Consider the following 26,394-nt stretch of genomic DNA (forward strand, 5'->3'; position numbering starts at 1 on the left):
CACGCGCGTGCCCGGCGCGCCCGCCCGGAGCGGCCGGAGCCGCTGGGGCGGGAGCACCTCGACGAGAGGTACGGGTCAGAGCACCTCGGAGAGGAACCGCTGAAGCCTGGGGCTCTGCGGACGATCGAACAGGTCGCCGGGCTTGCCGGCCTCGACCACCCGGCCCTCGTCCATGAATACCACCTGGTCGGCGACCTTGCGGGCGAAGCCCATCTCGTGCGTGACGACGAGCATCGTCATTCCACGGCGGGCGAGGGTGGCCATGAGGTTCAGCACACCCTTCACCAACTCGGGGTCGAGGGCGCTGGTCGCCTCGTCGAAGAGCATGACCTCGGGCTCCATCGCCAGGGCCCGGGCGATCGCGACCCGCTGCTGCTGCCCTCCGGAGAGGTCGCGCGGCCGATGGTCGGCCCGTTCGGCCAGTCCGACCTCGGTGAGCCGCTCCAGTGCGATGCGGCGCGACTCCACCTTCGAGAGCCCTTTCACGTTGCGCAGCGAGAGCGCGACGTTCTCGAGCGCTGAGTGGTCGGGGAAGAGGTTGAAGTGCTGGAAGACCAGGCCGATGCGCTTGCGCACGGCATCGGGCTTCTGCGTCAGAACGCTCTCTCCGGCCAGGAGCACCTCACCGCTCTTCGGCTCGTGCAGCCGGTTCACTCCGCGAAGGAGGGTGGACTTGCCCGAGCCCGACGGCCCGATGATGCAGGTGGTGGTGCCCGGGGCGACGGTGAGGTTGACCTGGCGGAGCACCTCGATGTCGCCGTAGGCCATGGTGAGGTCCTGCAGTTCCAGACTCGAGCCGGCGTACACGTGCGGCTCGGCGACGGGCAGGGGCGAGGTGTAGGTCATGTGTTGCTCCCGTAGGTGAGGGGCTGGAGTGGGGTCGTCTCCTCGACCTCGTCGAGTCCGCTCTTCGGCGGGGTCGGCTTGCGCCTGCCGGTACGGAAGCGGTTGTCGAAGTAGTTGACGAGGTGGGTGAGCGGAACCGTGATGACGAGGTAGAACAGTCCGGCCATCACGAGCGGGGACAGGTTTCCGGTCAGAACGGCGGCGTCCTGGCCGACGCGGAACAGTTCGCGCTCGGTCACCAGCAGGCCGAGGAAGTACACCAGGGAGGAGTCCTTCACGATGGCGATGAACTGGTTCACGAGTGCAGGCAGTACCCGACGGATGCCCTGCGGCACGACCACGAGCCGCATCGCACTGCCGTAGCTCATTCCCAGCGCGCGACAGGCCTCGAGCTGGCCGCGGTCGACACTCTGGATGCCGGCGCGGAAGATCTCGCCCATGTAGGCGCTGGCGATGAGGCTGAGAGCCAGGATGCCGAGCGGATAGGGCGACGGTCCGAAGATGCTCTGGCTGAAGCGAGCGAAGCCCTGGCCGATGAGCAGGATGGTGAGGATGGCCGGGAGGCCGCGGAAGATGTCGGTGTAGATCCGGGCGGGCACCCGCAGCCAGCGCGACGGCGAGATGCCCATGATGGCGATCACCATGCCCAGGATCACCCCGATCACTGTGGCCCAGATCGAGATGATCAGGGTGTTGACCAGGCCGATGCCGAGCAGCTGGGGGAAGACCTGCCACATCGCATCGAAATCGAAGAAGGTCTTGACGATGTTGTCGAGCCAGTCCATTGCGGTGCTCTTTCGATCGGTGACGGATGCGGTGCGGGCCGCGGATCCTCAGTGGGCGGCCCGCACCACCTGTCGTCTATTCGGACGGAGTCGGGGTCTCGGTCTGCTCGGCCGACGGGAGGTACTGGTCGGGCATCGGGGAGCCCGGGAACCACTTCTGGTAGAGCTCCTTCCAGGTGCCGTCCTCCATGGCATCGTGCAGCGCGCCGTTGAGCGCGTCGACGAATGCGGCGTGGTCCTTGGCCACGGCGAACCCGGCGGGGGCGTCGAACGACGGGATGTCGATGGCGTTCACGAGCCCGTACTGCTCGGCGTACTCCTTGGCGGCCTCGTAGTCGAGGAAGTGGGCATCGACGGAGCCGCTGTTGACGGCCGAGATGGCGGCGTTGTTGTCCGGGAACCGCACCAGGTCGGTCTCGGTGAAGTGCTTGACGGCGTAGGCCTCCTGCAGGGTGCCCTGCACGACGCCGAGTCGCTTGCCCGCCAGGTCGGCCTCGTCGGAGATGTCGGCATCCGGGTTCGCCATCACGGTGAGGTAGCCGGCGAGGTAGCCGTCGGAGAAGTCGACGGTCTGCCTGCGCTCATCGGTGATTCCGATGGCGGCGACGCCGACATCGAACTGACCGTTGGCCACGGCCGACAGCAGGCCCGAGAAGTCCTGGCCCGTGAAGGTCACCTTGTCGACGCCGATGCGCTCGGCCACGTCGGTGAAGAGCTCGACGTCGAACCCGGTGAACGACCCGGACTCATCCGTGAACGTGTAGGGCTTGGCATCGCCGAGGCTGGCGACCCGGATCTCACCGGGGGTGATCAGGCCGTACTCGTTGTCGGCTGACGCGTTCTCGGAGGAGGAAGCGCTGCCCGAGGCACACGCTGAGAGAGCGAGCGCCGCGGCAGCGAATGCTGCGACGACCGCTGACCGACGAAGGGAGTTACGAAGGGTCACGTTGTTCCTATTCTCGTTGTTCGTGCTGTGATCGGACCCGCCGATCTGCGATTCGATCGAGAGGACCGTTTCGAACAGGACTGCGGTGTCGTTCTTGTTGAGACCGGTCTCAGTGTCGTATGTTGAGACCGGTCTCAGTTCGTTTCCGAGGACGCTACACGTCCCGTTCCCTTCCGTCAACACCCTCGAGGAGTCGCATGAGCAGTCACCCGACGAACGGCAGACGCGAGGTGACGGTCACCGAGGTGGCCGCCGCCGCCCGAGTCTCGAAGGCCACGGCGGCGCGCGCTCTCGGCGGATACGGGGCCGTGAGCGAGGCCGTTCGCGACCGGGTGCTGCTCGCGGCCGACGAACTCGGCTACCGACCGAACGCACTCGCGAAATCCATGAACACCGGGCGTTCCAATACGATCGGCCTCGTCGTCGGAGACATCGAGAACCCCTTCTTCGCCCATGCGACACGAGGCGCGTGGGACGTCGCCCGGGCAGCGGGATACGACCTCATCGTGTCGAACTCCGACGAGGAGATGGGCGCGGAATCCGACGCCATCGGCGTGCTCCTCGACAAGCGCGTCGACGGAATCCTGGTGTCGCCAGCCTCCTCGATCGAGACACAGACTTTACAAACCGTGCTCGACGTCGGTCGCCCGCTCGTGCTGTTCGACCGGTGCGCTCCCGCCCTCGACGTCGACGCGGTCGTCGCGGACAACGAGGCCGGAGCGTTCGAGCTCGCGACGCTTCTGCTCGCCGCGGGACACCGTCGCATCGCGTTCATCTCGACCATCGCCCACGACGGGGACTACCGACGCGGTGACGAGTTGGCCTCCACCTCGGTCGGCGACCGTGTCGCCGGTCTGCTCCGGGCCGTGGATGCGTCGCAGGCACCCGATCCGGTGATCCGCCTGAATGCGCGCCGTGACGGCATCGACGCCGTGACGCGCTCCGTGCTGACAGGGGCGGATCGCGCCACGGCGATCATCGCGTCCGACAGCCTCGTCGCCCTGGCCGTGTTCCTCACGATCCGCGAACTCGGACTGGAGGTCCCCCGGGACGTCTCGCTGGTGTCCTTCGACGACGCCGACTGGACCGGCATCACCACGCCCGCGATCACGGTGATGGCGCAGCCGATCTACGAGGTCGGGGCCGAAGCCGCCCGGATGCTGCTGCGCCGGATCGCCGGCGACCGCAGTCCAGCCGAGCAGGTCAGGCTGCCGCAATCGCTGCTCGAGCGCGCGTCGGTGGCTCCCCCGCTCGACTGAGGCCCGAGGGCGCCGCTGATCGGGCGACCGGATGCGGGCTGCGGATGCCGAGTCGGCTCAGCGCGATGGCGGAGCGACCACGGACGAGCGCAGCATCAAGCGGGTGTCAAGCGTGAGCGCTGTCGGGTCGCCCCCATCACCGTCGATGCGGGCCAGCAGGGTCTCGGCCGCCCGGGCACCGAGTTCGTGCATCGGCTGCGCGATCATCGTGAGAGGCGGATCCATCACCGTGGCCCACGAGCTGTCGTCGAAGCCGATGATCGACACGTCGTCGGGGTAGCGCAGTCCAGACGACTTGATCGCGCGCAGCGCGCCGGTCACCGCATCGGTCTCCGTGCAGAAGACGGCGGTCAGCGGCTCGGGCAGTTCGAGCATCCGGCTCACAGACTCCTGCGCCCGCTCCTCGGTCTTCGGTCCGACCATGACGAGGTCGGCGTCGAAGGGGATGGAGGCGTCGTCGAGCGCATCGAGGTAGCCCCGCAGCCGCTCGCCGTCGGTCCAGAGGCCGGCCGCCGCTGCCGCGAGCAGCTCCCGGCGCGTCGTCGGCCGCTCGTCGACCGATGGGCCCCAGACGAAGCCGATGCGGGAATGCCCGGCCCGGATGAGCAGGTCGACCGCCTCACGTGCCGCCTCGCGGTTGTCGATGACGACGGCATCGAGCACGAGGTGCTCGATGGCACGGTCTATGAGCACGACGGGGATGCCGCGATCGATCGCCGCCTGGATGTGGGCGACCTCGGCGCGCTCCACGGCGGCCGACGCGACGATGATGCCGTCGACGCGCTTGTCGATGAGCACGTCCATCGCCTGGATCTCCACCGGCAGGTCCTCATGCGAACTGAGCACGATGGTGTCGAACCCGCGCTCGCGCGAGCTGTCGGCGATACCGCGCACGACGCCGGCGAAGAACGGGTTGCCGATGTCGGCGACGATCACGCCGAGGGTGTGCGAGATCCCTGTCGACATGCTGCGGGCGAGAGCGTTGGCCCGGTAGCCCAGCCGGTCGGCGGCGGCGAGCACGCGCTCACGCAGTTCGGGGCTGACGTAGCCGTAACCGCCCAGAGTGCGGGCGGCGGTCGCGCGACCGACGCCGGCGGCCGTCGCCACCTCGGAGATGGTGGGCGGGGGAGCGATCCGGTCGCGTTCAGAGCTCATTCCGACGGTTCGACCTTTCGCGCGCGCCGCTCTGGCGCTCACCACATGGTAGCGGCGACGGCATCACCGAAGGCCGTACCGCCGCCGAACGCGCCCTCCACGAAGCACTGCTCGTAGGCGGAATCGGCACCCGCAGCGAGCGCAGCCTCGAGAGCGATCGAATCGACCGCCTCCCCCTTCCGCCAACCGGCGCCGAGGAGGGACACCACGAAGCCCGCGAGGAAGGCGTCGCCGCATCCCATGGTATCGACCATGCCTCCGTCAGCGTCGACCAGATGCGCCGTGCCCTCGATGGTGACGACGCCGTCGGTGACGATGGAGCCGTCGACTCCCCGAGTGCCCAGCGCCATTCCCGCTCCGGATGCGATGGCTCGAGCGAGCAGATCGCGCGTCTCCTGCACGGTGAGATGCGAGCACGACAACAGCACGAGGTCCGCGTGCGGGCAGGTCCTCTGCAGGTACTCCGCCGTGCGGAACTCGTCCTCGCTAGACAGGTCCATGCTGACCAGGGCCGATCGGGCGGCCAGCGCCGGCAGCTCAGGTTCCGAGCGCGAATAGACGCTGGTGTGCACGAGGTCGAACCCGTCGACGTAGTGGAGCAACCCATCATCGAGCTCGAGCGGCGATTTCACCGTGACTCCTCCCCCGTTCCAGCCGAGGAAGACCCGTTCACCGTCATCGACGCGCAACGTCGAGATGCCGCTCGGGCCGGCACGGAAGACGCTCCGCGACACGTCGACGCCCTGCTCGGCGACAGCATCCCGGAGGAAGTGCCCGAGGTCGTCGTCGCCGAAGACGCCCAGGTACGCGGCGTCGGCACCGAGCCTGCGGGCGAACACCGCCACGTTGACGCAGTTGCCTCCCGGGTAGTCGATGCCGCGATCGACGAAACGGTCGACGATGTTGTCGCCGAATCCGAGCACCCTCATGTCATCCTCGTTCCTTCGTACGCCGCGGGGTGCGGCGGGCGGCCGGCGACTCCGCCGGCCGCCTCATCACCGGCTCAGTACTCGACGACGCGGTAGTAGCGACGCAGGTCGAGCGAGTGCTCCCTGACCCGCTCGAGGTGCTTGCTGACGCGGCCCATGACGGTGTCGAGCACGAGCGGCGCGAGCAGCCCGCGGAACTCGGGGCTGATGCCCTCGAGCGCGTAGTCCTTGGTGTCGAACACCGTGACGTCGTCGGAGACCTTCGTCACGAACCTCTGAACGCGGTCGGTGAGGGCGCGGGTCTCGTCCTCGCCCTGGAACAGGATGACGCTGGTGTCCTTCTCGATCAGCTCCAGCGAGCCGTGGAAGAACTCGGCACTGTGCACGCGGGTCGTGCGCAGCCACTGCATCTCCTCGAGGATGCACATCGAGTACAGGTAGGTGAAGCCCCACAGGTTTCCGCCACCCACGAGGAAGTGGTAGTCGGTGTCCTTGTGCGCCTCGGCGAAGGCTGATGCCTTCTCCTCCGACTGACGGGCGACCTCGACGAGCAGCTCCGGCACGCCGGCGAACTCGTCGGCGAACTTCTCGTAGCCGTCGAACTCCCCCCGCACCGACAGGAGACGCGTCATGAACAGCAGCATCTGCATGTCGAATGGCCAGGTCTTGGGCTGGGACACGAGCGCGACGTCTGCCGCCTCGGCGATGGGCGACTCGGGGTACCCGGTGAAGGCAACGACGTAGGCGCCGCGCGCCTTCACGTACTCGATGGCGCGGAGACTGTCGTCCGTCGTTCCGGAGACCGAGGTGAAGATGGCGACCGACCTGTCGCCGAGTGCCGCATCGCCCGACTCGATGAGCTCGGCGGCGATGACCGACCGCACCGGCAGCGTCGAACTGCGGCGGGCGAGGTGCTCATAGGGCCACATGGCGGCGTACGTGCCGCCGGCGCCGATGAGGTAGAGGTTGTCGAAGCCGCGCTCGGTGAGCGCGTCGACCAGCTCCTCGATCTGGGGGCGCAGCGCGATGGCGCTGGCCGTCTGGGTGAGAAATTCCGACTCGTCGAATCCGAGCATGTGTGCGTCCTTCCAGGGGCGGTCTGATCCGTCGGCTCCAAGCCAATCTGATACCGGTATCAGGTCAGCACAGACTGGCACACGGAAAGTCGGGGGTCAACAAGTCTCGGTGGGCGAGTCCAAGCCACGAAAGCCGTTTATATAGTTTGACCAGTATTTTAATTAGGACAATATTCGTGTCCTGCCGCGATTCGGACGACGAATCGCTCCCGTCATCCATGCATTTCTGCGAAAAGCTGGTACCGGTATCAGTTTCTATGTATAGTCGGTGCCCAACCACGCACCACGTGTCATCACAGATCCAAAGGCGGATCGGCCGCGCTCTCGGCGCCGGCTCGGGTCCCTCTCCTCACGAGACAAGGAAGACCATGCACGCACAGAAAGTGACGGCGATCACCGCCGTGGTCGCAGCTGCGGCCATCGCCCTCAGCGGATGCTCCGGGGGCACCGCGGCCCCGGCCGCCGATGTCACCGCGGAGCCGGAGTACTCCGGAACCCTCAGCATCCTCACGAAGTTCGGCGGCGACCCGCTCGGCCCCTACTTCGAGAACCTCGGCAAGGCCTACGAGGAGCTGCACCCCGACGTGAAGGTGGAGCTCATCCAGGAGACCGACCAGAGCGTGAAGGACAAGACCAAGACCCTCACGGCATCCGGAGCCCTTCCCGACATCTACTTCACCTGGACGGGCAACTGGGCCGAGAACTTCGTGCGCGGCGGACTCGCCGCCGATCTCAGCGATGTGATCGCCCCGGACACCGAGTGGGGGAAGAGCTTCGGCGAGGCATCCCTCGACGCCTTCGCGTTCGACGACAAGTACTACGGCATTCCGCTCTACAACAACGGCAAGTTCATGGGCTACAACAAGGCGATCTTCGAGGAGGCCGGGGTCGACGTGCCGACGAGCTTCGATGAGCTGATCGACAGCTGCGCTCCCATCCGCGCCGCGGGCTACGAGCCGATCGCCTTCGGCAACAAGGACGGCTGGCCGGCGCTGCACTACCTGCAGCAGCTGTTCGCCTACAACGTGCCGACGGATGTCCTCCACGCCGACTTCGCTCCGGCGACCGCGAAGCTCGACGACCCCGGTTACATCACGGCGCTCGAGCAGTTCAAGCAGCTGGTCGACGAGTGCACCGACACCGGGAACGGCACGAACGGCGTGCTGTACACGACGGCACAGGAGGCCCTCGCCGGCGGGACCGCGGCGATGTACTACCAGGAGATCCTCGAATTCGACACCGTGACCGCTGAGGGCAACACCCTCACTCCCGACGACTTCGGCATCTTCCAGCTCCCCGCCCCCGCCGACGCTGCCGGCGATGCAGACGCGATCGAGGGTGCTCCCGAGGGCTACCTCGTCAACGCCAAGTCGCCGCGCGCCGCCCTCGCCGTGGACTTCATGAAGTTCGCCACGACACTGGAGAGCGCCACCACCCTGTCGTCTCCCCCGTACGGACAGCCGAGCACGGTCATCGGAGCGGTCACCCCGGACACCTCGAGCGTCGCCGTCTTCGACGGCATCACCCAGGTCAACGAGGCGTCGCAGATCGTGATCTGGCTCGACACCGTGACCGTTCCCGAGGTCGCCGACGCCTGGCTCGCCGGCGGCGAGGCGCTCATCAGCGGCAGCTCGACACCGGAACAGGTGCTCGAGAGCGTTCGCGCAGCGTCGAACAGCGCGAAATGACCGCGTCCGCGCCGGCGCCGGCCTCCACCTCGCCGGCGCGGCCCTCCTCCCAGCCGCACGTCACCTCATCGACCAGACCGCCCACGTCATCCCAGCGCCCACCACGACAGAGGGAGCGGATCATCCGCAACACGGCTCAACGCGCGCTCGGTCTCGCCTGGGTGCTTCCCGCGATCGTGCTCCTCGGCGTCTTCGTCTACCTGCCGCTGGCTCAGAACCTCGGGTTCAGCACCATCGAATGGGACATCTACAGCGGCAGCCAGACCTTCATCGGACTGGACAACTACGTGAAGCTCGTCGGCGACCCGATCTTCTGGTCGAGTCTCGGCAACAACGTGCTCTACGCCGTCATCTCGATCGCCTTCCAGGTGTTCGGAGCCCTCGTGCTCGCCGCCATCGTGGAGAGCATCCGGAGCGATCGCTGGCGGCGGTCGCTGCGGGCCATCTACTTCGTGCCATCGGCCATCTCGCTGACCGTGGCCGGGCTGCTCTTCTACTTCATCTACGAACCGAACCTCGGTCTGCTCAACTACATGCTCGACGCCATCGGGCTGGGCGATTGGGCTCAGCCGTGGCTCGGGCAGGAGAGCACGGCCATGCTGGCCATCATCGCGATGAGCCAGTGGCAGGGCTTCGGCTACTGCACGCTGCTGTTCGCCGTAGCTATCCAGCGGATTCCGTCCGAGCTCTACGAGGCGGCGGCCATCGACGGCATCGGGCCGGTGCGCCGCTTCTTCCACGTGACCATGCCGCTGGTTCGGGAGATGACCGGTCTCATGATGATCGTCACGATCTCGGGTGCGTTCCAGGTCTTCAACGAGGTGATGGTCATGACCTCGGGTGGCCCGAACAACTCGACCCAGGTGCTGGCCACCTGGCTCTATCGCAGCGGATTCGTGCGCAACGACTTCGGCTACGCCGCGGCGATCGCGACGGTGATCTTCGTGATCACCCTGGCCATCGCCCTCGGACAACTCTGGTTCACGCGACGCAGAAGGGTGGAATGGTGAATCGCATCGGCTTCCTCGGCGCGGTCTCCCGCGTCTTCATGTGGACGTTCCTGCTCTGCCTGGTCGTGGTGGTGGTCTATCCACTGCTCTGGATGGTGATGAACGGCTTCAAGACGAACGCCGAACTGTTCGGCAACCCGTTCGCTCTTCCGCTGGGCCTCAACTGGGAGAACTACGTCAACGCCTGGAATCGCGGCGTGAGCAACTACCTGACCACGAGCATCCTGGTCACGGTGACGTCGACGATCGCCACGGTGTTCATCAGCGCCTGGGCTGCCTACGGCCTCACCCGGGTGCGCATCCCATTCGGACGCGTGGTCTCGACGATCATCCTCGGCGGGCTCATGCTGGCGCCGGCCGTCGCCCTCGTGCCGTTGGTGAAGATGTTCCAGTCGCTCGGCCTGTACAACACCTTCTGGGCGCTGCTCATCCTCTACACCGCATTCCGCATCCCGTTCACGACGTTCCTCATCCGCGCCTACATGATCGACCTGCCGCGGGAGATCGACGAGGCCGCCGAGGTCGACGGCGCGAACCGGTGGACGTCGTTCTGGCGCGTGATCCTCCCGATGTGCAAGCCGATCATCATCTCGACGATCATCCTGCACATCCTCTTCGCCTGGAACGAGTACCTGTTCGCCATGGTCTTCACCAGCGGCACCGAGTTGCAGACGCTCCCCGTCGGTCTCACCAGCCTGATGAGCAAGCACGGCACCGACTACCCCGTGGTGTTCGCGGGCATGGTCATCGCGGCCCTGCCCGTGGTCCTCCTGTTCTTCTTCGGCCAGCGCTACTTCGTCAAAGGCCTGGCCGACGGCATCGGAAAGTGACATGACTCTCTCCCTCCAGCAGATCACCGGATCCAACTTCTCGTACCAGCACCAGTCGTTCGATCACTTCCTCGACGACATGGTCGCGCTGGAGCGCGAGCGCATCGAGCTCTGGGGCATCGCGCCGCAGCTGCACATCCCGCAGCTGAGCGATGCCGATGCCCGCGGCATCCGTCGCCGAATCGACGAACGCGGCCTGGCCGTGCACTGCCTCACGCCCGAGCAGGTCATCTACCCCGTCAACATCGCGTCGCCGGAGCCCTGGCTGCGCGATGCCAGCATCGCCATGTTCACGCGGGCCGCCGAGCTCTGCGTCGAACTCGGTTCCCCGCTGCTGTTCCTGACGCCAGGGCGGGGCTTCGAGGATGAGACGTCGACGGATGCCGCCTGGCGGCGTTCGGTCGACGCCCTCGGCGAGATCACCGGCTACGCGGCAACCCTGGGCGTCGACTGCGTCCTCGAACCGCTGCAGCGCATCGAGTCGAACCTGGTCAACGACTCCGCCGCATTGCACCGGATGATCACCGACGTCGGGGCCACCAACCTCGGGGCCGCGCTCGACACCGTGGCCATGGCGACGGCAGGCGAGAGCGTCGATGAGTACTTCGACACGCTCGGCGACCTCATCCGTCATGTGCACCTCATCGACGGGCGGCCGAACGGCCACCTGGCGTGGGGAGACGGAGAACTCCCGCTGACGGACTATCTCGAGGCCCTCGGTCGTCGCGGCTACGCCGGGTGCATGACGTTCGAGCTGTTCGGGGACGGCAGCTACGCCTTCGACCCCCGCTCTGCTCTGGAGCAGTGCTTCGCCGCCGTGGATTCCGCGCTGGCGGCAGCGGCATCCGCCACTCGCTGATCCCGCCGCTTCCATGCCCCACCCATCCAGCCCCTCCCCTCCCCTCCCATGAAAGGACACGCCCGTGCTGAACTTCGATGAGGACCGCTTCCTCTCCATCCAGTCGGGGGCCGTCGCTCTCGCAGAGCCGATCGACCGCGTCATCGAGGAGCGCATCGCCGCGGGCGCGCCCAACATCTTCTTCGTCGGATCCGGCGGCGCCGGCATTCTCATGCAGCCCGCGGTGCGCCTCCTCCAGACCCGGTCGGGGTTCCCGACCTTCCTCGAGATGCCCGCGGAACTCGTCGAGACCGGTTCGGTGCATCTCGGTGAGGGGTCGATCGTCGTGATTCCCTCCCTGTCCGGCACCACGGCCGAGTCGATCACGGCGCTCGAGTACGCCCGAGCCCGTGGCGCATTCGTGCTGAGCCTCACCGGTTCAGCCGACACCCCGATCGCACGCGCCGCCGACCTCAACCTCACGGCGTTCGCGGCCGACGACACCTCGAGCGAGACCTTCACCGTGCAGTCCCTCCTCATCGCCCTGTCGGTCATGCGCGTGCGCGGCGAGATCGAGGACCATGCGCAACTGGTGGCGCCGCTGGTCGATCTGCCGGCGGCACTGCTGGGGGTGAAGCGATCCTTCGAGTCTCGAGCTGCGGAGTTGGCCGAGATCATCGCGGCGTCGGACTTCCACATCGTCACAGGTGCAGGCGCCAGCTGGCCGGAGGCCTTCTACTACGGCATGTGCATTCTCGAGGAGATGCAGTGGATCCGCACCCGGCCGGTTCACGCTTCCGACTTCTTCCACGGAACACTCGAGCTGGTCGAACCCGGGGTGAGCGTCATCGCGCTCAAGGGAGAGGACGCCGGCCGTGCCCTGGTCGAGCGGGTCGAGGCGTTCGTTCCCCGCATCACGCCGACCATCGAGGTCATCGACACGGCCGACTTCGAGCTCCCCGGGTTCTCGGCCGAGCTGCGTGCGCTCCTGGCGCCGGCACTCCTGGCGACGGCGTTGGAGCGGGTGAGCGCGCACCTCGAGGTGCTGCGCGATCACCCGCTCACCACGCGCCGCTACTACCGGCAGCTCCAGTACTGAGCCGGCCCGGATGCGCGTGCGCGTGACTCCGTCGCCTCCGGCCGCCCGCGTGCCCGTCGTCGCGGCCGTCGGCGACAACACGATCGACCGCTACGTCGGTGCCGAGACGATCAGCTACGTGGGCGGCAACGCACTCAACGTCGCTGCCCAGCTGGCCGCATCCGGTGTCGACGTCGGCTACTTCGGAGCGATCGGCGAAGACGCCCACGCTCGCACGATCGCCCGCGGGCTGCACCGGGCCGGCGTCGATCCCGCGGGTCTCATCACCCTGCCTGGTGCCACGGCGGTCACCACGATCCGGGTGACGGATGCCGGCGAGCGCATCTTCGAGAGTGAGGACTTCGGCGTGACCGCCGAGTACGAGCCGAGCGCAGCCGCAGTGGCGACGATGGCCGCGTCTCGATGGGTGCATCTGGGGATGCTGCCGCGGGCGTCGGAGCTGCGCCGGCGTCTGCGCACCATCGCAGCCCGGGACGGGAACAGCCCGATCATCAGCCAGGACTGCGCCGTCGCCGATGGCTTCACCGATCTCGACGTCGCCTTCGGCTCGGTCGGCGAGCAAGGCGACGCCGAGGCGTGGTGCCATGATGCGCTCGCGGGCGGTGCACGCCTCGTCGTCGTCACGCGCGGCGCACAGGGCGCGTTGGCCAGCGATGGTGAACGTCTCTGGGAGCAGAAGGCTCTGCCGGCTGCTGTCGTCGACACGACCGGGGCCGGCGATGCCTTCATCGCGGGCTTCATCGCGAGCAGGGTGGCCGGTCGGGACGTGACCGCCGCGTTAGCCGCCGGTGCCGAATTGGCGGCCATCACCTGCTCGCACCGAGGCGGCTGGTCGGGCGCTCTCGCCGGCGACCGAGCCGCTGAGCTCAGTGAGAGCGAGCCGCTCCAGCCGTGATCAGGCGCGTCGGTCGCGACCAGCGCGGCCGGCCCCGAGGAGCGCGACACCCGCGAGGGCCAGGAGCAGGGCGATCGCGACCGGTCCACCGGGGTCGACGCCGGTCGACGGGAGCGTGGTCGGTGCCCCACCCCCGGACGTGTCCGTTCCGCCTCCGCCCGTGCCGCCGCCACCGGTTCCACCACCGCCGTCGCCGCCACCGCCTGTGGACACCGCGGTGTTGGTGATGGAACAGACGACGTCGTCTCCCCAGTCCACCGTCACCGTGTCATCCGCCACAGTGCCCCCGACGCAGGTCCAATCGCCCGCGGTGTAGCCGTCGGGGCCATCCGATTCGCTCAGCACGTAGTCGCCGGGCAGCACCTCGGCCGCCGTGACGGCGGTCGATCCGGTCGCGCCGGTGATCGGGGTCGGACCCGCGGCCGAGAGCACCCAGTCGGTGGGCGAGGCCGACCCGCCCGACACGACCTTCACCAGTGTCAGCTTCGGATCGGCGAGTTCGAATGTGTTCACGATCGTGCACGTCACAGCATCRCCAGCCTCGACCGACACGACGCCATCGACGACGTCGGCGCCCTCGCAGACCCAGTCACCGGCCGTGTAGTCAGCCGGACCRCCCGACTCGCTCAACGTGTAATCGCCGGCATCGACCACGGCACCGGTCACAGCATCCGTCCCACTCGCACCCGTGATCGGAGTCGGACCCGCCGCCGACAACTCCCAGTCGCCCGGCTCGGCATCACCACCCTCGNATCGACCACGGCACCGGTCACAGCATCCGTCCCACTCGCACCCGTGATCGGAGTCGGACCCGCCGCCGACAACTCCCAGTCGCCCGGCTCGGCATCACCACCCTCGRCCACCTTCACCAGGGTGAGTTCGGCCTGCGGCGTCGGGGTCGAGCAGCTGAGTTCCGCGGCGAACGGGAAATCGTGCACCTCGCGCGGTGTCGTGCCCAGTGGTCCGCCCGTGCCGTGAGTGAAGCTGGCACCGATGACGTTTCCCTCGATGTTCTGAGTCACCCGCCAGCGCACATCGGCGCGCGGCGCGTAGATCGTGCCCTCCAGCGAATCGCCCCCTGTCACGGTGATGGTCGTCGCTGTCGGGAAGTTGTACAGGATGTAGGGGGCCTGCGACGCCGAGACGCCCGGCGAGTTCGGCATGGTTCCGGTGAAGGCATCGCCCGTGACGTTGACGAGCAGTGGTGTCGTCAACGTCGGCTGATCGTCGAATGCCAGCTCGCCGAGCGCGGCCAGGTCAGCGGCGGAGATGGTGAGCACGTTCGTCTGACCCGTGATCAGGCTGACGTGCCCGCGGGCGCCCGTCGCGAATGGCGACGCGAGTGGTGCGCCCTGGTCGTCGGTCAACACGACGGTGTTCGGGCACGTGCCGAGATCGGTGGACAACCCGCGATAGATGTCGAAGGCCGCCGGGATGTCGATGAGGGTCGATGGCACCGGGGTCCCGATCGACGCCGGCGTCTGGCGGGAGGTGCCCTCGACGCGGGGTGTCGCCTCGGCGGCCGCAGCGGGCTGCGTGATGCGCCAGTCGATCGCAGTGTTGTTCTGGTCGACGTCGTGGGCGAGATAGGTCGACGTGTCGGCGACCTTGGCGTATCCACCGTTGAGCACGCGGAGGATGTTGCCGCCCGACTGGGTGAAGTCCATGCCGCCGCCGACGAACAGCGATGTCGGAACGGTGTCACCCGGTGCGATGAACGTGGGCGTGGACGTGCCGCCGCCCGCCTCGACGTTGTAGGTGACCCCATAGGACAGGTCGCCGCCGAGGGCGAGGGTTCCCTCCGACTCGTCCGCGTTCAGGAAGACATCGCCCTCGATGAAGACGAGGAACCCGCTGTTCGCCGGATGCGTTCCCATCGGAACCCGCACCGGATTGACGGGACCCACATCGGCGGCGGCAGGCGCCACCGCTCCGACGAGTCCCCCGACAATGGCGGCACCGGCGGTGAGAGCACCCGCGAGGACCAGAGCGATGGAACGACGCGGACGGTGAGTCATGTCCTCATGCTCGCATCGGCTTGGGGGAAGGACAAGAGGCGCTCAGCTCGCCCGAACAGGTCTCGGAGGCGGCTCGGCGAGGTCTTCCGTGCGCTGGAGCGGATGAGAGCGCGATCCACCCTGGGCAGAACGGCTGAGGGCAGAACCGCCCTGCGCGGAAACAGTGGAGCCGCCGCATCCGCTCGCCGGAGAGTGGACGGCATGAGCACAGAGACAGCCATCCAACCCATCGACCACGAACTCGTCACGCGGCTCTTCCAGAATCGCGTCATCATGCTCGGCAGCGAGCTCGACCAGAACCTCGGCAACAGGCTGTGCAGCCAATTGCTCATGCTGAGCGCCGAGGATGCCCACGGAGACATCGGCTTCTGGATCAACTCCCCCGGCGGCTCGGTGTCGGCGATGCTGGCCATCCGCGACGTGATGAATGCGATCCCGAACGACGTGTCGACCCTCGCCATCGGCATGGCGGCGAGCGCCGGACAATTCCTGCTCACGTCGGGCACTCGGGGCAAGAGGTACGCCCTGCCGCACGCCCGCATCCTGATGCACCAGGGCTCGGCGGGCATCGGAGGAACCGCCGTCGACGTGGAGCTGCAGGCGGACGACCTGCGCTACACCCGCGACCTCGTGCTCGGCATCATGGCCGAGGCCACCGGACAGAGCGTCGCGACGATCGCCGTCGACTCGCTGCGGGACCGCTGGTACACGGCCGAACAGGCACGGGACTACGGCTTCCTCGACAGGGTGGTCTCGAGCATGCCCGACATCTACCCGCGCACCTTCGGGTCGCTGCCGATCGGACCGCGAGCATGAGCAGCTACACGATCCCCTCGGTCGTTGAGCGACGCGGCAATGTGGAACGCTCGCTGGACGTCTACAGTCGCCTGCTGTCGGAACGCATCGTCTACCTCGGCACCGAGATCGACGACGGCGTCGCGAACGTGCTCATCGCTCAGCTGCTGCACCTCGAGTCGGAGAGCACGGATGCGCCGGTGAGCCTCTACATCAACTCCCCGGGCGGCTCTCCGTCTGCGATGCTCGCCGTCTACGACACGATGCAGCACATCCGTCCCCTCGTGGCGACGACCTGCGTCGGGCAGGCTGCTGGTCCGGCGGCCGTGCTGCTCGCCGGCGGAGCGCCGGGCAACCGGGCGATCCTGCGGCACGGGCGCGTCATCCTGCATCAGCCGTCGACGCAGGGGCAGGGGTCGATTCCCGACCTGATCATCCACGCCGACGAGGTGCTGCGGGTGCGTGCCGAGCTCGAGGAGGTTCTGGCGGCCGACACCGGCCGCGACCTGGCGTCCCTCCGACGCGACACCGATCGCGACCTGATCCTGCACGCGGCGGCTGCCGTCGAGTACGGGCTGGCGGATGCCGTGGTGGCGACGCAGCGGGCACTCCCGGGCGCTGCGCCGCTGGCGCTCCGCTGAGTCCTCGCCGTCGATCGGCCACTGCCCCCTATTCGCTGATCGAGTAGTGACCGAGCGCAGCGAGGACACGTATCGAGATCCCCCACCATCCGCGCACGACGTGGTCTCGATACGCGTGCTCCTTCGTCGCTCGCTACTCGACCGGCGGAGGGAGGCCACGCACGACGTGGTCTCGATACGCGTGCTCCCTCGTCGCTCGCTACTCGACCGGCGGAGGGAGGCCAGATGGGAAGGACGCCTCAGGCCGCCATCACGTAGACGGGTGCGCTTCCGAAAGGCGCGATCGGCTGCTCGGGCGGGCTGGGAATGCCGGGCTCGGGGGCGTTCGGAATGCCGGGCTCGGCCGGTGTCAGCGGGAAGTCGGGCTCGGTGGGGGCATCCGGGGCACCGGGATCGTTCGGAGCGTCTGGCGTGGCCGGCACGAACGGCGGCTCTGGTGCCTCCGGAACGCCGGGGGCGCCGGGTTCGCCGGGTTCGGTCGGCGGAACGTCGGTCTCGCCGCGCACAGGCCTGGTCGCCGATGGCTCAGCCGAGAACGACCGTGAGCGGCGCAGCGCCGCGAGTCGCCGCATCCGCTCGCCATCCCGGCGTTCGATCATGGCGCCGACGCCCGCGGCGATGTCATGCAGCGTGAGGCCGAGCGCCTCGGCGACGGCACCGAGGATCTCGCTCGACGGCTCCTTGCGTCCGCGCTCGATCTCGGAGAGGTACTGCGTGCTCACGCCGGCCGACGAGGCGACATCCGCGAGGATGCGATGCTGCTCGGTGCGTCGTTCGCGCAGGAACGCACCGACCAGATCGCGCCAGAGAGGCTCGCGCTGCGGGCTCGCGAGCGGGCTCGGGGCCCGTCCCGGCGTCTGCCGGGGCGGCTGGCCCTGCATCGGCATCGAGAACGTGTCCAGTCGGCGGATCGGGATGACGGTACCCATAGCGCGAGGCTAGTTCGCGCGGCCCGCCACGTCACCCCTATCCGCTCAGAGCAGAATCAGACTCCGAAACGTCCGGTGAGGCGGCTGCGGAACCCCGTGCTGCGTTCGTCCAGCCCCTCGATGGTGACGCGTGCGTGGCGGTCGCGGTACTTGTTCTCGATGGAGTCGAGGGCGGCGACGCTGGAGGCGTCCCAGATCTGCGCCTGGCTGAGATCGATGGTGACGGATGCCGGATCGTCGGAGTAGCTGAACCTGTCGACGAGATCATTGCTGCTGCCGAAGAAGAGCGGACCGAGCACGACGTAGTGCACGCTCTCCCCATCGGCGCCGAGGGTGCGCTCGACGGTGATGACGTGCGCGACCCGGCGGGCGAACAGCACCATCGCCAGGATCACCCCGACGATCACGCCGAGCGCGAGGTTGCTGGTCGCGACCACGACGACGACGGTGACGACCATGACGAGGGTCTCGGGGATCGGCATCCTTCTGAGAGTCGATGGCTTGAGGCTGTGCCAGTCGACAGTGGTGACGGCGACGACCATCATGACCGCGGCGAGGGCGACCATGGGGATCTGGCCCATGATGGGGCTGAGCGCGGTGACCAGGAAGAGCAGGAAGACTCCGGCGACGACGGTGGAGATGCGGGTGCGGGCGCCACCGGTCTTGACGTTGAGCACGGTCTGGCCGATCATCGCGCAGCCGGCGATGCCGCCGTAGAAGCCGGCGAGGATGTTCGAGACGCCGAGCGCCCACGACTCGCGGCCCTTGTGGGATGGCGTATCGGTCATCTCATCGACGAGCTTGGCCGTGAGCAGGGTCTCCATCAGGCCGACGAAGGCCACGCTCAGCGCCGTCGGCAGGATGATCTGCAGCGTCGCGAGGTCGAGCGGCACGAGGAACGGCGTGATGCCCGGAAGTCGCCCGGTGAGAGGCCCCTCGTCTGCGACGTTCGGAACCGTGATGTTCGCGATGATGACGACGGCGGTGACGACGACGATCGCGATCAGCGGAGACGGCACGGCCGTGGTGAACCGCGGCACGATGAAGATGATCGCGAGCGTCACCGCGAACAGCACGTAGGCGAGCCACGGAACGCCGATCACGTGCGGAACCTGCGCCACGAAGATGAGGATGCCCAGGGCATTGACGAAGCCGATCATCACCGAGCGCGGGATGAATCGCATGAGCCGGGCGAGGCCGGCGAGCCCGAAGGCGATCTGGATGAGGCCGGCGAGGATCACGGTCGGAAGCACGTATTCCACCCCGCGCTCGTGCACCAGCGGGGCGATGACGAGAGCCACGGAACCGGCGGCTGCCGTGATGACCCCGGGGCGGCCGCCGAGAATCGACATCGTCAGCGCCAGCACGATCGAGGCGACCAGGCTCACCATCGGGTCGACCCCGGCGACGAGGGAGAACGAGATGACCTCGGGCACGAGCGCGAGGGTGGTGACCATTCCGGCGAGCACCTCGCGCGACAGGCGGCGTGGCGAGCGCAGGGCGCTCAGCACCGTCACGGGCGTGCGGGTGAAGGGTGGCGACGCGACAGCAGGCATGGGTTCGGACTCCGACAGGGCGGCTCACGGAGAGCGCGGGAACGAGGTGGCGGTGGCGCGCACCATCGCGCGGAGTCCACTCCCGACGACGACGACGGTGTGGAGGAACGGATGCGGCCGCCGAATGCTCAGCCGCGAACGCACAACATTACCCTCGCTGTGCACGAACAGCCGCTCGCTGAGGCCCCGACGACGGTCGGCCAGGGAGGCAGGCGCGTCAGTGCCGTGCCGGACGCACCACCAGACCGGTTCCGCCTCCTCGACGCACGGGTTCCGCCGCCGCCGTGAGGAGTCCCTTGTGCCCCACCTCGATCGCCGCGGCCGCACCGATCTGGGCGGCCGAGGTGAACTGGTCGCCGGACGGCACGAGCACCTGGCCGTAGGGCGCGAGGGCATCCGCGTAGGCGGTGATGAACTCGGGCTCGGCCGACGTCGTCGGGCCGTTCCGCTGCGATGCCCGCGGTGCCGCGATAGCCTCGGGCAGCGTCATGCCGAGGTCGATGCGGTTCATCAGGATCTGCAGCACCGTCGTGATGATGGTCGCGCCGCCCGGCGATCCGACGACGAACTTCACGGCGCCGTCCTCGAGCACGATGGTCGGCGACATCGACGACCGCGGACGCTTGCCCGGCTCGATGCGGTTCGGGTCCGTCTCCGAGTAGACGGTGCTGAAGTCGGTCAGCTCGTTGTTCAGCAGGAAGCCCCGACCCGGCACCACCATGGCCGAGCCGCCGGTCTGCTCGATCGTGAGCGTGTAGGCCACCGCGTTGCCCCACCTGTCGACGACGGAGAGGTGCGTGGTCGAGACGTTCTCGGTGTCGGCCGGTTCCTCGAGGGCGAGGGACGCGCACCCGGTGGCGTCGAGCGCTCCGGCCGGCACGGGGCGGGTGGAGGCGGCGGCGGGATCGATCGTGCAGTCCCGGGCGTCCGCGAAGTCCTGGCTGAGCAGCGTCTCGGTCGGCACGTCGACGTAGGCCGGATCGCCGAGGTACGCGCCGCGGTCGGCGAAGGCGCGCGCCGATGCCTCGAGGTAGAGGTGCAGTGCTGCTGCGGCATCCGTCGACGAGAGATCGTGGTTCTCGAGGATGTTGAGCGCCTCACCCACGGCGATCCCACCCGACGATGACGGCGCCATGCCGTAGACGTCGAGGCCCCTGTACTCGACCCGCGTCGCGTCCTGCTTCACGACCTCGTAGCCGGCGAGGTCCGCCGTGGTCATCGTGCCGGCCGGGGCCGGGAGAGTGGACGACGGATCGATCCGCGGATGCTGCACCACATCGGCGATCTCGGCGGCGAGCCTGCCCTCGTACAGCGCGTTCGGTCCGCGCAGGGCGATGAGGGCGAGGGTCTTGGCCAGCGCCGGGTTGCGGAAGGTCGTGCCCACCCGGGGAGCGTCGCCGCCCGGAAGGAACAGCTTCGCGGTGTCGGGGAACGCGGAGAAGCGCGCCTTGTTGTCGAGGGTCTGGCTGCGGAAGGTCTCATCGACCGGGAATCCCTTCGCGGCCAGCAGGATGGCCGGCGCGAGCATGCTCGAGAGCCGCTTCGTGCCGAACTCGTCGAGCGCGGCGTCCCACGTGGCGAGGGTCCCCGGCACCCCCACGGAGACGCCCGAGGAGACGAGCTGCGGCGTGAACGGATAGGGCGCGCCCGTTGCCGGGTCGATGAACGCATCAGGCGTGATGCCGGCCGGTGCCGTCTCGCGGCCGTCGATGGTGCTCACCTCGCCCGACTTGGCGTCGAAGTACACGAAGTACCCGCCACCGCCGATGCCGGCGCTGTACGGTTCGGTCACTCCGAGTGCCGCCGCCGTTGCGACAGCCGCATCGGCCGCATTGCCTCCGCGCTTCAGCACCTCGATGCCCACTCGGCTCGCCGACGCGTCGACGGACGACACGGCGCCGCCGTACCCCGTGGAGGTGGGTGTGGGGCGCTGCGCGCCTGGCCAACCCCCATGGCCTCCTCCGTTTCCGGAGCCCTGTGCGATGACGGATGCGGCTGCAGCCGTGGCGTTCTGCGGCTGCGCCGTCGCCGGAGCGACAGTGGCGAAAGCCCCGAAGGCGAGAGCGCCGGCGGTGGCCAGCGCCAGCCGTCGAAGCACCGGCCCCCGACGCTTCGACGATCCGTGTGCGGTGATGATGACCATGAGCGTGTCCCCCGAAATGGTTACGTACGGTCTTCCACACGGTAGACCCGGAGTCGGGTTCGGACAAGGGCCATGCCGAGCGCCGGGCAGGCCGGGATGAGGCGGAGACCCGAACTCCACCCCATCCCGGCGTCCTTCTGCCGTCAGATCGACGACGGTCTGTGCGCCGGCGTCACCGCCGCGTCATCACCACCCGACGCGCCACGATGAGCAGCGCACCAGCGGCGAGCAGCATCAGCGCGAACAGCGGGGCCGAACCGACGTCGGTTCCCGTCGACGCGAGGGTGCCCGCATCGGCCGCCACCATGGCGACCGGTGTGACGGCCGACATTCCAGCGGTCGTGGACGAGTCGGTCGGATCCTGTGGGGCTCGCGGGTCCACCGGCGTCACCTGGTCGGTCGGATCGGTCGGAGCGACCGGGTCGGTCGGAGTGACGGGGTCGGTCGGGTCGGTCGGGTCCGTCGGGTCGGTCGGAGTGACCGGGTCCGTCGGGTCCGTCGGGTCCGTCGGGTCCGTCGGGTTGGTCGGGTCGGTCGGAGTGACCGGGTCCGTCGGATCGGTGGGGTCCGTCGGCGTCACCGGTCCGGTCCCCTCGGATCCGCCCGTCTCGGCGTCACCGATGACGCTCACGGCGTCACCGCTGATGACCACGGGAATCGACACTCCGATCGGCAACTGCGTGCCCGAGAGCACACCACCATCCCCCGAGGTGACGATCGGACCGGCAGAGCCACCGGGAGCGGCATCCGTCGACCCCGCCGAACCGGAAGCGCCGGCACTGCTGGCGTCACCGACCACGGCGACCGCGGTGTCGCTGACGGTCACAGGAACCGACACGTCGATCGGCAGCTGGGTGCCGCCCAGGATGCTGTCGCTTCCGTCGGTGCTCATGCCCGCGCCCGGAGCAGGGGCAGCGGGCGCCGACGACCCGGCAGGAGCCGCCGCATCGGTTCCCGCGGCGCTCGAGTCGCCGAGCACGCTGACGGCGTTGCCCCCGATCGTGATCGGCAGGTTCACCGCGATGGGCGCCTGGGTCCCGGATGCCACACCGTCCGAGCCCGAGGTGGAGAGGTCCCCACCAGACGCCGAAGGTGCCGGGGCAGCAGCGGCCGTCTCGTGGGTGCTCTCAGCGTCGCCCACCACGCTGATGGCGTTGCCACCGATCGTGATCGGCACGCTCACCGCGATGGGCGCCTGCGTTCCGGATGCCACACCGTCCGAGCCCGAGGTGGAGAGGTCCCCACCAGAGGGCGAAGGTGCCGGAGCCTCAGCGGCAGCGGGGGCCGCCGCGGCCTCCTGCGTGCTCTTGGCGTCGCCGAGCACGCTGATGGCGGTGTCGGTGATGGACACGGGCACCTCGATGGAGATGGGCGCCTGCGTTCCCGACGCCACCCCATCCGAGCCCGACGTCGACAGCGACGGCGGCACAGCCTCGGGAGCGGGAGCCGCGGCCGGGGACTCGGCCTCAGCGGGCTGGGCGGCTTCCGTCACGGCGTCGCCGAGCACGCTGATGGCGTCGCCGACGAGAGTGACGGGAACGGAGAGGGACAACCCGCTCTGGGTGCCCGAGGCGATGGCGTCGGTGCCGTCGGTCTCAGCAGCATTCGCTGCACAGGCCCCGCCCACCGATAGACCGCCCACGAAGAGGGCGAGCCAGAGCCCTCTGGAGACGTACTTGTTCATGATGAAACTCCTTGGTCGAGTGTTGGTGCTCCCATGCGGGAGGCTTCGGATCGCGTTCTGCCTCACGGGCAGACGGATCCCACTCAGCCAGGGGTGGTGTCGTGCGCGGCCACGGGCGACGCCGGGATGCGGTCATCGCTCGGACGGTCGAAGAGTGCGGTGGTCGGATCGGGGATGAGGGCGCGAGCGGATGCCTCGGCAGCGATTCCACCGTGGCCACCGCCGCCCGGTGCGCTCGAGGACCCGCCGGCAGCGCTCGGAGCTGCGGGCAGCGCGGGATCCGGCGAGCCGTGGCGTGGCGCGTAGGGAGTCGTGGGCTCCGGAGTCAAGGTCGCTGCGGCGACGGATGCCGCGGCCGACAGCACGGCAGAACTCGCCGAGGCGGCGGGAGAAGCGTCGAGGCCTGCTTCGATGGCAGAGAGCGCCGCGAGGGTGGCCGCATCCGCGGCACTCGGACTGCGCGGCCCGAGGACCACGGGTGCGTGCGAGGAGTCGCCGGATCCGTCGGCGCCGTCGGCGCCTGTCGGATCGCTTCCCCCGGCGCCCGGGCCACCGACGGGCGGGGTCTCCGGCACCAGCACGGGCGGGAGACCGGGAGCTTCCGGCGTGCCGCCGAGATCGTCGACAGCCTGCGCGGGAACGTCGAGAGTGTCGTCCACGGCGTCCACGACAGGGTTCAGCAGGTCGCCGGTCGGTGCGTCACCGAGCAGGTCGGAGGCGATGGGAACGCTGCCGACGACATCGTCGACGACGCCGGTCACCGGCGTCACGACGCTCGACACCGGATCGGCGTCGGCCACGGCCTGGACCACATCGGAGACGGGATCGGTCACCGCGTCGACGACGGGTGCGAGGGGCTCGGGGACGACGGCGTCCACCGTCGGAACGACGGCATCCACGGTGGCATCGACCACGTCGACGGCACCGGTGACCGCCCCTCCGACGGTCGAGCCGAGAGTCGACACGAGGGAGGACACCGCAGACGGCGAGCGAGGCGGCTGCGATGCCTCGTCGGCGGATGCCGATGAGGAGCCGAAGAAGAATCCGGCGATTCCGAGGGCGGTCGACGCGATCAGCCCGCCGAGGATCAACCGCCGAACGGGGTACAGGCCGGATCGAACTTGTGCGTCGATGCTGACCACCCCCCGATGGATACCTTGCATTCACGGTACAAGTGCGGCCCTCGATACGTCTACCCCCAACTTCTCCGCGGGTGCCATCGATGTGATCTCGATACGTGTCCGACTTCGTCGGGCACTACTCGATCAACGGGGGACGTCGGGCACTACTCGATCAGCGGGGGAGACGTCGGGCGGTGCCCTACGCCGACCCGCGCACCACGAGTTCGGTGGGCATCGTGAGCCGCGCGGCGGGCTGCCCGTCGATGACCTCGAGCAGCATCCGCACCATCTCGCGCGCGATGCGATCGAAGGGCTGGCGCATGGTGGTGAGCTCCGGCGAGGTGCGCGTGGCTATCGGGGCGTCATCGAAGCCGGCGACGGCGACGTCTGATGGCACCGAGCGCCCCGCGGCGTGCAGCACATCGAGCGCACCCGCCGCCATGAGGTCGTTGGCGGCGAAGACGGCGTCGACATCCGGATGCCGCTCCAGGAGCGCCCGCATCGCGCGCTCGCCGCTCGTGCGGGAGTAGTCGCCCTCCTCGACGAGGGAGTCGTCGAAGTCGTCGCCCATCTCGAGGCGGTAGCCCTCGAGCCGACCGGTTCCGCCGGAGGTGTCGAGAGGCCCGGCGATGTGAGCGACCCGACGGCGCCCGAGACCGCGGAGGTGGACCACCATGTCCCGTGCCCCCTCGAGGTCGTCGGCGGACACGTAGCCGATTCGCCGTTCGTAGCCGAGCGGGATGCCGCAGGCGATCACGGGGATCTCGGCGGCGACGAGCTCGCCGAGGAAGCTCTCGCGTCCCCGGTGCGACGAGACCAGCAGTGCCCCGTCGACGTGGCCCGCCGTGATGAACTCCGTGGCACGGCGCTGCTCGTCGTCCGACCCGGCCATCAGCAGCACGAGGGGGAGATCGCGCTCGGCGAGCGCCTGCGCCGCTCCACGCATGAGGGCGGAGAAGTTGGGATCCTCGAAGAGCCGCTCGTGCGACTCGGTGAGCAGGAACGCGATGGAGTTCGCGCGCGCCGTGGCCAGGTTGCGGGCGTGCGGGTTGGCTCTGAAGCCCGTCTTCTTGATCGCCTTCTCGACGGCGGCTGCGGCATCCGGGCTCACCCAGTGTCCGCCGTTGAGCACGCGCGACACCGTTCCGCGTGAGACACCGGATTCGCGGGCGACGTCCTCGATGGTCGGGCGCTTGCGCGCAGTGCTCTCTGCCACGGTGTCAGCCTAGGGGTGGGCGAGCGATCACGCCTTCACCGCACCGGCCGCGAGGTCGACGCGCCAGTAGCGCTGCAGCACCAGGAACAGCGCGATGAGCGGGATGATCGAGAGCAGCGCGCCCGTGATCACCAGCGTGTAGAGCGCCGGAACCGTCGACCCCTGGTTGAGCAGGCCGGAGAGGCCGACGGTGATGGGGAACAGCTTGTCGTCGCCGAGCATGATGTAGGGCAGCATGAAGTTGTTCCAGACGGCCACGAACTGGAACAGGAACACCGTCACCAGGCCGGGCAGCATCATCGGCATCGCGAGGCGGTGCAGGATGTACAGCTCGCCGGCACCCTCGGTGCGTCCGGACTCGATGATCTCGGTCGGCACGGCTGCCGCGGCGTAGATGCGTGCCAGGTAGATGCCGTATGGGCTGATGATCTGCGGAAGCAGCACAGCCCAGTACGTGTTGGTCATGCCCACCTGTGCCAGCAGGAAGTACTGCGGGATGGCGAGGATCACGCCGGGCACGAGCACGCCCATGAGCAGCACCTTGAACACGCCGGACTTGCCCGGGAACGTGAACTTGGCGAGCGCATAACCCGAGAGCATCGAGACATAGGTCGAGAGGATGGCGCCGACACCGGCGTAGAGGGCGGTGTTGAGCATCCAGCGCCAGTACAGACCGCCTCGGTACTGCGTGAGCTCCACGATGTTGTCCCACAGGTGGGTCGACGGCGCGAAGGTGAACGTGCTGAACAGTTCCGAGCCGTCCTTCGTCGATGCGATCACCACCCAGAGCACGGGCGTCAGGCAGTACAGGGCTCCGATGAGCAGCACGAGCGTCGTGCCGATCGACATCGGAGCCTGGGCGCGCGGGGCGGCGGGCGACGCCGACGACCGCCGGGACAGCGACGGCAGGCGGGGAGCATCCGTCGTCGAAGGCA

General features: G+C 68.5%; 23 protein-coding genes and 1 pseudogene. 9 read left to right on the forward strand and 15 right to left on the reverse strand.

The window, feature by feature from the left end; genetic code table 11:
* Positions 1-75: 75 nt before the first annotated feature.
* From ASC59_RS11160 to ASC59_RS11170, 3 genes are all read right to left on the reverse strand, one after another.
* The gene (locus ASC59_RS11160) at positions 76-846 is read right to left on the reverse strand and encodes an amino acid ABC transporter ATP-binding protein (protein WP_055822214.1); all 771 of its coding nucleotides are present in this window, start codon (positions 844-846) and stop codon (positions 76-78) included.
* Positions 843-1,631, reverse strand: coding sequence for an amino acid ABC transporter permease (locus ASC59_RS11165; protein WP_055822217.1), 789 nt, complete (start codon positions 1,629-1,631; stop codon positions 843-845). Before ASC59_RS11165 ends, ASC59_RS11160 begins: the two co-directional genes overlap by 4 nt.
* A gap of 76 nt (positions 1,632-1,707) precedes the next feature.
* The gene (locus ASC59_RS11170; protein WP_055823239.1) at positions 1,708-2,577 is read right to left on the reverse strand and encodes an ABC transporter substrate-binding protein; all 870 of its coding nucleotides are present in this window, start codon (positions 2,575-2,577) and stop codon (positions 1,708-1,710) included.
* Between the two features lie 197 nt (positions 2,578-2,774).
* Between ASC59_RS11170 and ASC59_RS11175 the strand changes: the two genes are divergently transcribed.
* Complete coding sequence (locus ASC59_RS11175; protein WP_055822220.1) at positions 2,775-3,836, forward strand: LacI family DNA-binding transcriptional regulator; 1,062 nt, start codon at positions 2,775-2,777, stop codon at positions 3,834-3,836.
* Between the two features lie 57 nt (positions 3,837-3,893).
* Here the strand turns inward: ASC59_RS11175 and ASC59_RS11180 are convergent, their stop codons facing one another.
* From ASC59_RS11180 to ASC59_RS11190, 3 genes are all read right to left on the reverse strand, one after another.
* Positions 3,894-4,991, reverse strand: a complete 1,098-nt coding sequence (locus tag ASC59_RS11180) for a LacI family DNA-binding transcriptional regulator (RefSeq protein ID WP_055822224.1) — start codon at positions 4,989-4,991, stop codon at positions 3,894-3,896.
* Between the two features lie 38 nt (positions 4,992-5,029).
* Positions 5,030-5,920, reverse strand: a complete 891-nt coding sequence (locus ASC59_RS11185) for a PfkB family carbohydrate kinase (protein WP_055822227.1) — start codon at positions 5,918-5,920, stop codon at positions 5,030-5,032.
* A 74-nt stretch (positions 5,921-5,994) separates the two neighbouring features.
* Positions 5,995-6,996: an SIS domain-containing protein gene (locus tag ASC59_RS11190; protein WP_055822230.1), complete on the reverse strand. Its 1,002-nt coding sequence runs from the start codon at positions 6,994-6,996 to the stop codon at positions 5,995-5,997.
* 368 nt (positions 6,997-7,364) lie between these two features.
* Here ASC59_RS11190 and ASC59_RS11195 point away from each other — a divergent pair, with 368 nt between their 5' ends.
* The 6 genes from ASC59_RS11195 to ASC59_RS11220 all read left to right on the forward strand — a co-directional run bounded on the left by ASC59_RS11195 (position 7,365) and on the right by ASC59_RS11220 (position 13,356).
* Positions 7,365-8,684: an ABC transporter substrate-binding protein gene (locus tag ASC59_RS11195; protein ID WP_055822233.1), complete on the forward strand. Its 1,320-nt coding sequence runs from the start codon at positions 7,365-7,367 to the stop codon at positions 8,682-8,684.
* Positions 8,681-9,694 (forward strand): carbohydrate ABC transporter permease, encoded by a 1,014-nt coding sequence (locus ASC59_RS11200; protein ID WP_055822236.1) that lies wholly within the window; start codon positions 8,681-8,683, stop codon positions 9,692-9,694. The genes ASC59_RS11195 and ASC59_RS11200 overlap by 4 nt, the downstream gene beginning before the upstream one ends.
* A complete protein-coding gene (locus ASC59_RS11205; protein ID WP_055822239.1) occupies positions 9,688-10,524 on the forward strand; it encodes a carbohydrate ABC transporter permease in 837 nt (278 codons plus the stop codon). The genes ASC59_RS11200 and ASC59_RS11205 overlap by 7 nt, the downstream gene beginning before the upstream one ends.
* Before the next feature lies 1 nt (position 10,525).
* Positions 10,526-11,383, forward strand: coding sequence for a sugar phosphate isomerase/epimerase family protein (locus ASC59_RS11210; protein ID WP_055822242.1), 858 nt, complete (start codon positions 10,526-10,528; stop codon positions 11,381-11,383).
* Positions 11,384-11,447: 64 nt separating this feature from the next.
* On the forward strand, positions 11,448-12,461 hold the full coding sequence (locus ASC59_RS11215) for an SIS domain-containing protein (protein WP_055822245.1): 1,014 nt from the start codon (positions 11,448-11,450) through the stop codon (positions 12,459-12,461).
* 10 nt (positions 12,462-12,471) lie between these two features.
* Entirely contained in the window at positions 12,472-13,356 is an 885-nt protein-coding gene (locus ASC59_RS11220; protein WP_055822248.1) for a PfkB family carbohydrate kinase, read from the forward strand.
* Here the strand turns inward: ASC59_RS11220 and ASC59_RS17805 are convergent, their stop codons facing one another.
* Together ASC59_RS17805 and ASC59_RS17810 are read right to left on the reverse strand one after the other, a co-directional pair.
* Positions 13,357-14,022 carry a hypothetical protein gene (locus ASC59_RS17805; RefSeq protein WP_055822252.1) on the reverse strand — a complete coding sequence of 222 codons (666 nt, stop codon included), beginning with the start codon at positions 14,020-14,022 and terminating at the stop codon, positions 13,357-13,359.
* Positions 14,023-14,108: 86 nt separating this feature from the next.
* Positions 14,109-15,374: pseudogene (locus tag ASC59_RS17810) on the reverse strand (collagen-binding domain-containing protein); the annotation flags it as partial.
* A 201-nt stretch (positions 15,375-15,575) separates the two neighbouring features.
* Between ASC59_RS17810 and ASC59_RS11235 the strand changes: the two are divergent.
* Positions 15,576-16,190 (forward strand): ClpP family protease, encoded by a 615-nt coding sequence (locus ASC59_RS11235; protein ID WP_055822257.1) that lies wholly within the window; start codon positions 15,576-15,578, stop codon positions 16,188-16,190.
* Positions 16,187-16,810 carry a ClpP family protease gene (locus tag ASC59_RS11240; RefSeq protein ID WP_055822260.1) on the forward strand — a complete coding sequence of 208 codons (624 nt, stop codon included), beginning with the start codon at positions 16,187-16,189 and terminating at the stop codon, positions 16,808-16,810. The genes ASC59_RS11235 and ASC59_RS11240 overlap by 4 nt, the downstream gene beginning before the upstream one ends.
* A 239-nt stretch (positions 16,811-17,049) precedes the next feature.
* On the opposite strand, the gene ASC59_RS17645 is transcribed toward ASC59_RS11240, so the two are convergent.
* The 7 genes from ASC59_RS17645 to ASC59_RS11275 all read right to left on the reverse strand — a co-directional run bounded on the left by ASC59_RS17645 (position 17,050) and on the right by ASC59_RS11275 (position 26,308).
* Positions 17,050-17,739, reverse strand: a complete 690-nt coding sequence (locus ASC59_RS17645) for a helix-turn-helix domain-containing protein (protein WP_235492670.1) — start codon at positions 17,737-17,739, stop codon at positions 17,050-17,052.
* Between the two features lie 56 nt (positions 17,740-17,795).
* Positions 17,796-19,295 (reverse strand): SulP family inorganic anion transporter, encoded by a 1,500-nt coding sequence (locus ASC59_RS11250; protein WP_055822263.1) that lies wholly within the window; start codon positions 19,293-19,295, stop codon positions 17,796-17,798.
* A 217-nt stretch (positions 19,296-19,512) separates the two neighbouring features.
* Complete coding sequence (gene ggt / locus ASC59_RS11255; protein ID WP_055822266.1) at positions 19,513-21,438, reverse strand: gamma-glutamyltransferase; 1,926 nt, start codon at positions 21,436-21,438, stop codon at positions 19,513-19,515.
* Positions 21,439-21,610: 172 nt separating this feature from the next.
* Entirely contained in the window at positions 21,611-23,122 is a 1,512-nt protein-coding gene (locus ASC59_RS17650; RefSeq protein ID WP_055822269.1) for a hypothetical protein, read from the reverse strand.
* 83 nt (positions 23,123-23,205) lie between these two features.
* Positions 23,206-24,264 (reverse strand): hypothetical protein, encoded by a 1,059-nt coding sequence (locus ASC59_RS11265; protein WP_157487997.1) that lies wholly within the window; start codon positions 24,262-24,264, stop codon positions 23,206-23,208.
* Positions 24,265-24,442: 178 nt separating this feature from the next.
* The gene (locus tag ASC59_RS11270; RefSeq protein ID WP_055822274.1) at positions 24,443-25,459 is read right to left on the reverse strand and encodes a LacI family DNA-binding transcriptional regulator; all 1,017 of its coding nucleotides are present in this window, start codon (positions 25,457-25,459) and stop codon (positions 24,443-24,445) included.
* A gap of 27 nt (positions 25,460-25,486) precedes the next feature.
* Positions 25,487-26,308: a carbohydrate ABC transporter permease gene (locus ASC59_RS11275; RefSeq protein WP_082513639.1), complete on the reverse strand. Its 822-nt coding sequence runs from the start codon at positions 26,306-26,308 to the stop codon at positions 25,487-25,489.
* Positions 26,309-26,394: the final 86 nt, after the last annotated feature.

Source organism: Leifsonia sp. Root1293, from assembly GCF_001425325.1.
In the GTDB taxonomy this organism is placed as follows: Bacteria; Actinomycetota; Actinomycetes; order Actinomycetales; family Microbacteriaceae; genus Orlajensenia.

Excerpts from the sequence above, each read along its gene's own strand:
- ASC59_RS11160 (WP_055822214.1), bottom strand. The coding sequence starts at position 846 with ATGACCTACACCTCGCCCCTGCCCGTCGCCGAGCCGCACGTGTACGCC.
- ASC59_RS11165 (WP_055822217.1), bottom strand. The coding sequence starts at position 1,631 with ATGGACTGGCTCGACAACATCGTCAAGACCTTCTTCGATTTCGATGCG.
- ASC59_RS11175 (WP_055822220.1), top strand. The coding sequence starts at position 2,775 with ATGAGCAGTCACCCGACGAACGGCAGACGCGAGGTGACGGTCACCGAG.
- ASC59_RS11180 (WP_055822224.1), bottom strand. The coding sequence starts at position 4,991 with ATGAGCTCTGAACGCGACCGGATCGCTCCCCCGCCCACCATCTCCGAG.
- ASC59_RS11185 (WP_055822227.1), bottom strand. The coding sequence starts at position 5,920 with ATGAGGGTGCTCGGATTCGGCGACAACATCGTCGACCGTTTCGTCGAT.
- ASC59_RS11190 (WP_055822230.1), bottom strand. The coding sequence starts at position 6,996 with ATGCTCGGATTCGACGAGTCGGAATTTCTCACCCAGACGGCCAGCGCC.
- ASC59_RS11195 (WP_055822233.1), top strand. The coding sequence starts at position 7,365 with ATGCACGCACAGAAAGTGACGGCGATCACCGCCGTGGTCGCAGCTGCG.
- ASC59_RS11200 (WP_055822236.1), top strand. The coding sequence starts at position 8,681 with ATGACCGCGTCCGCGCCGGCGCCGGCCTCCACCTCGCCGGCGCGGCCC.
- ASC59_RS11205 (WP_055822239.1), top strand. The coding sequence starts at position 9,688 with ATGGTGAATCGCATCGGCTTCCTCGGCGCGGTCTCCCGCGTCTTCATG.
- ASC59_RS11210 (WP_055822242.1), top strand. The coding sequence starts at position 10,526 with ATGACTCTCTCCCTCCAGCAGATCACCGGATCCAACTTCTCGTACCAG.
- ASC59_RS11220 (WP_055822248.1), top strand. The coding sequence starts at position 12,472 with ATGCGCGTGCGCGTGACTCCGTCGCCTCCGGCCGCCCGCGTGCCCGTC.
- ASC59_RS11235 (WP_055822257.1), top strand. The coding sequence starts at position 15,576 with ATGAGCACAGAGACAGCCATCCAACCCATCGACCACGAACTCGTCACG.
- ASC59_RS11240 (WP_055822260.1), top strand. The coding sequence starts at position 16,187 with ATGAGCAGCTACACGATCCCCTCGGTCGTTGAGCGACGCGGCAATGTG.
- ASC59_RS17645 (WP_235492670.1), bottom strand. The coding sequence starts at position 17,739 with ATGGGTACCGTCATCCCGATCCGCCGACTGGACACGTTCTCGATGCCG.
- ASC59_RS11250 (WP_055822263.1), bottom strand. The coding sequence starts at position 19,295 with ATGCCTGCTGTCGCGTCGCCACCCTTCACCCGCACGCCCGTGACGGTG.
- ggt (WP_055822266.1), bottom strand. The coding sequence starts at position 21,438 with ATGGTCATCATCACCGCACACGGATCGTCGAAGCGTCGGGGGCCGGTG.
- ASC59_RS17650 (WP_055822269.1), bottom strand. The coding sequence starts at position 23,122 with ATGAACAAGTACGTCTCCAGAGGGCTCTGGCTCGCCCTCTTCGTGGGC.
- ASC59_RS11275 (WP_082513639.1), bottom strand. The coding sequence starts at position 26,308 with ATGTCGATCGGCACGACGCTCGTGCTGCTCATCGGAGCCCTGTACTGC.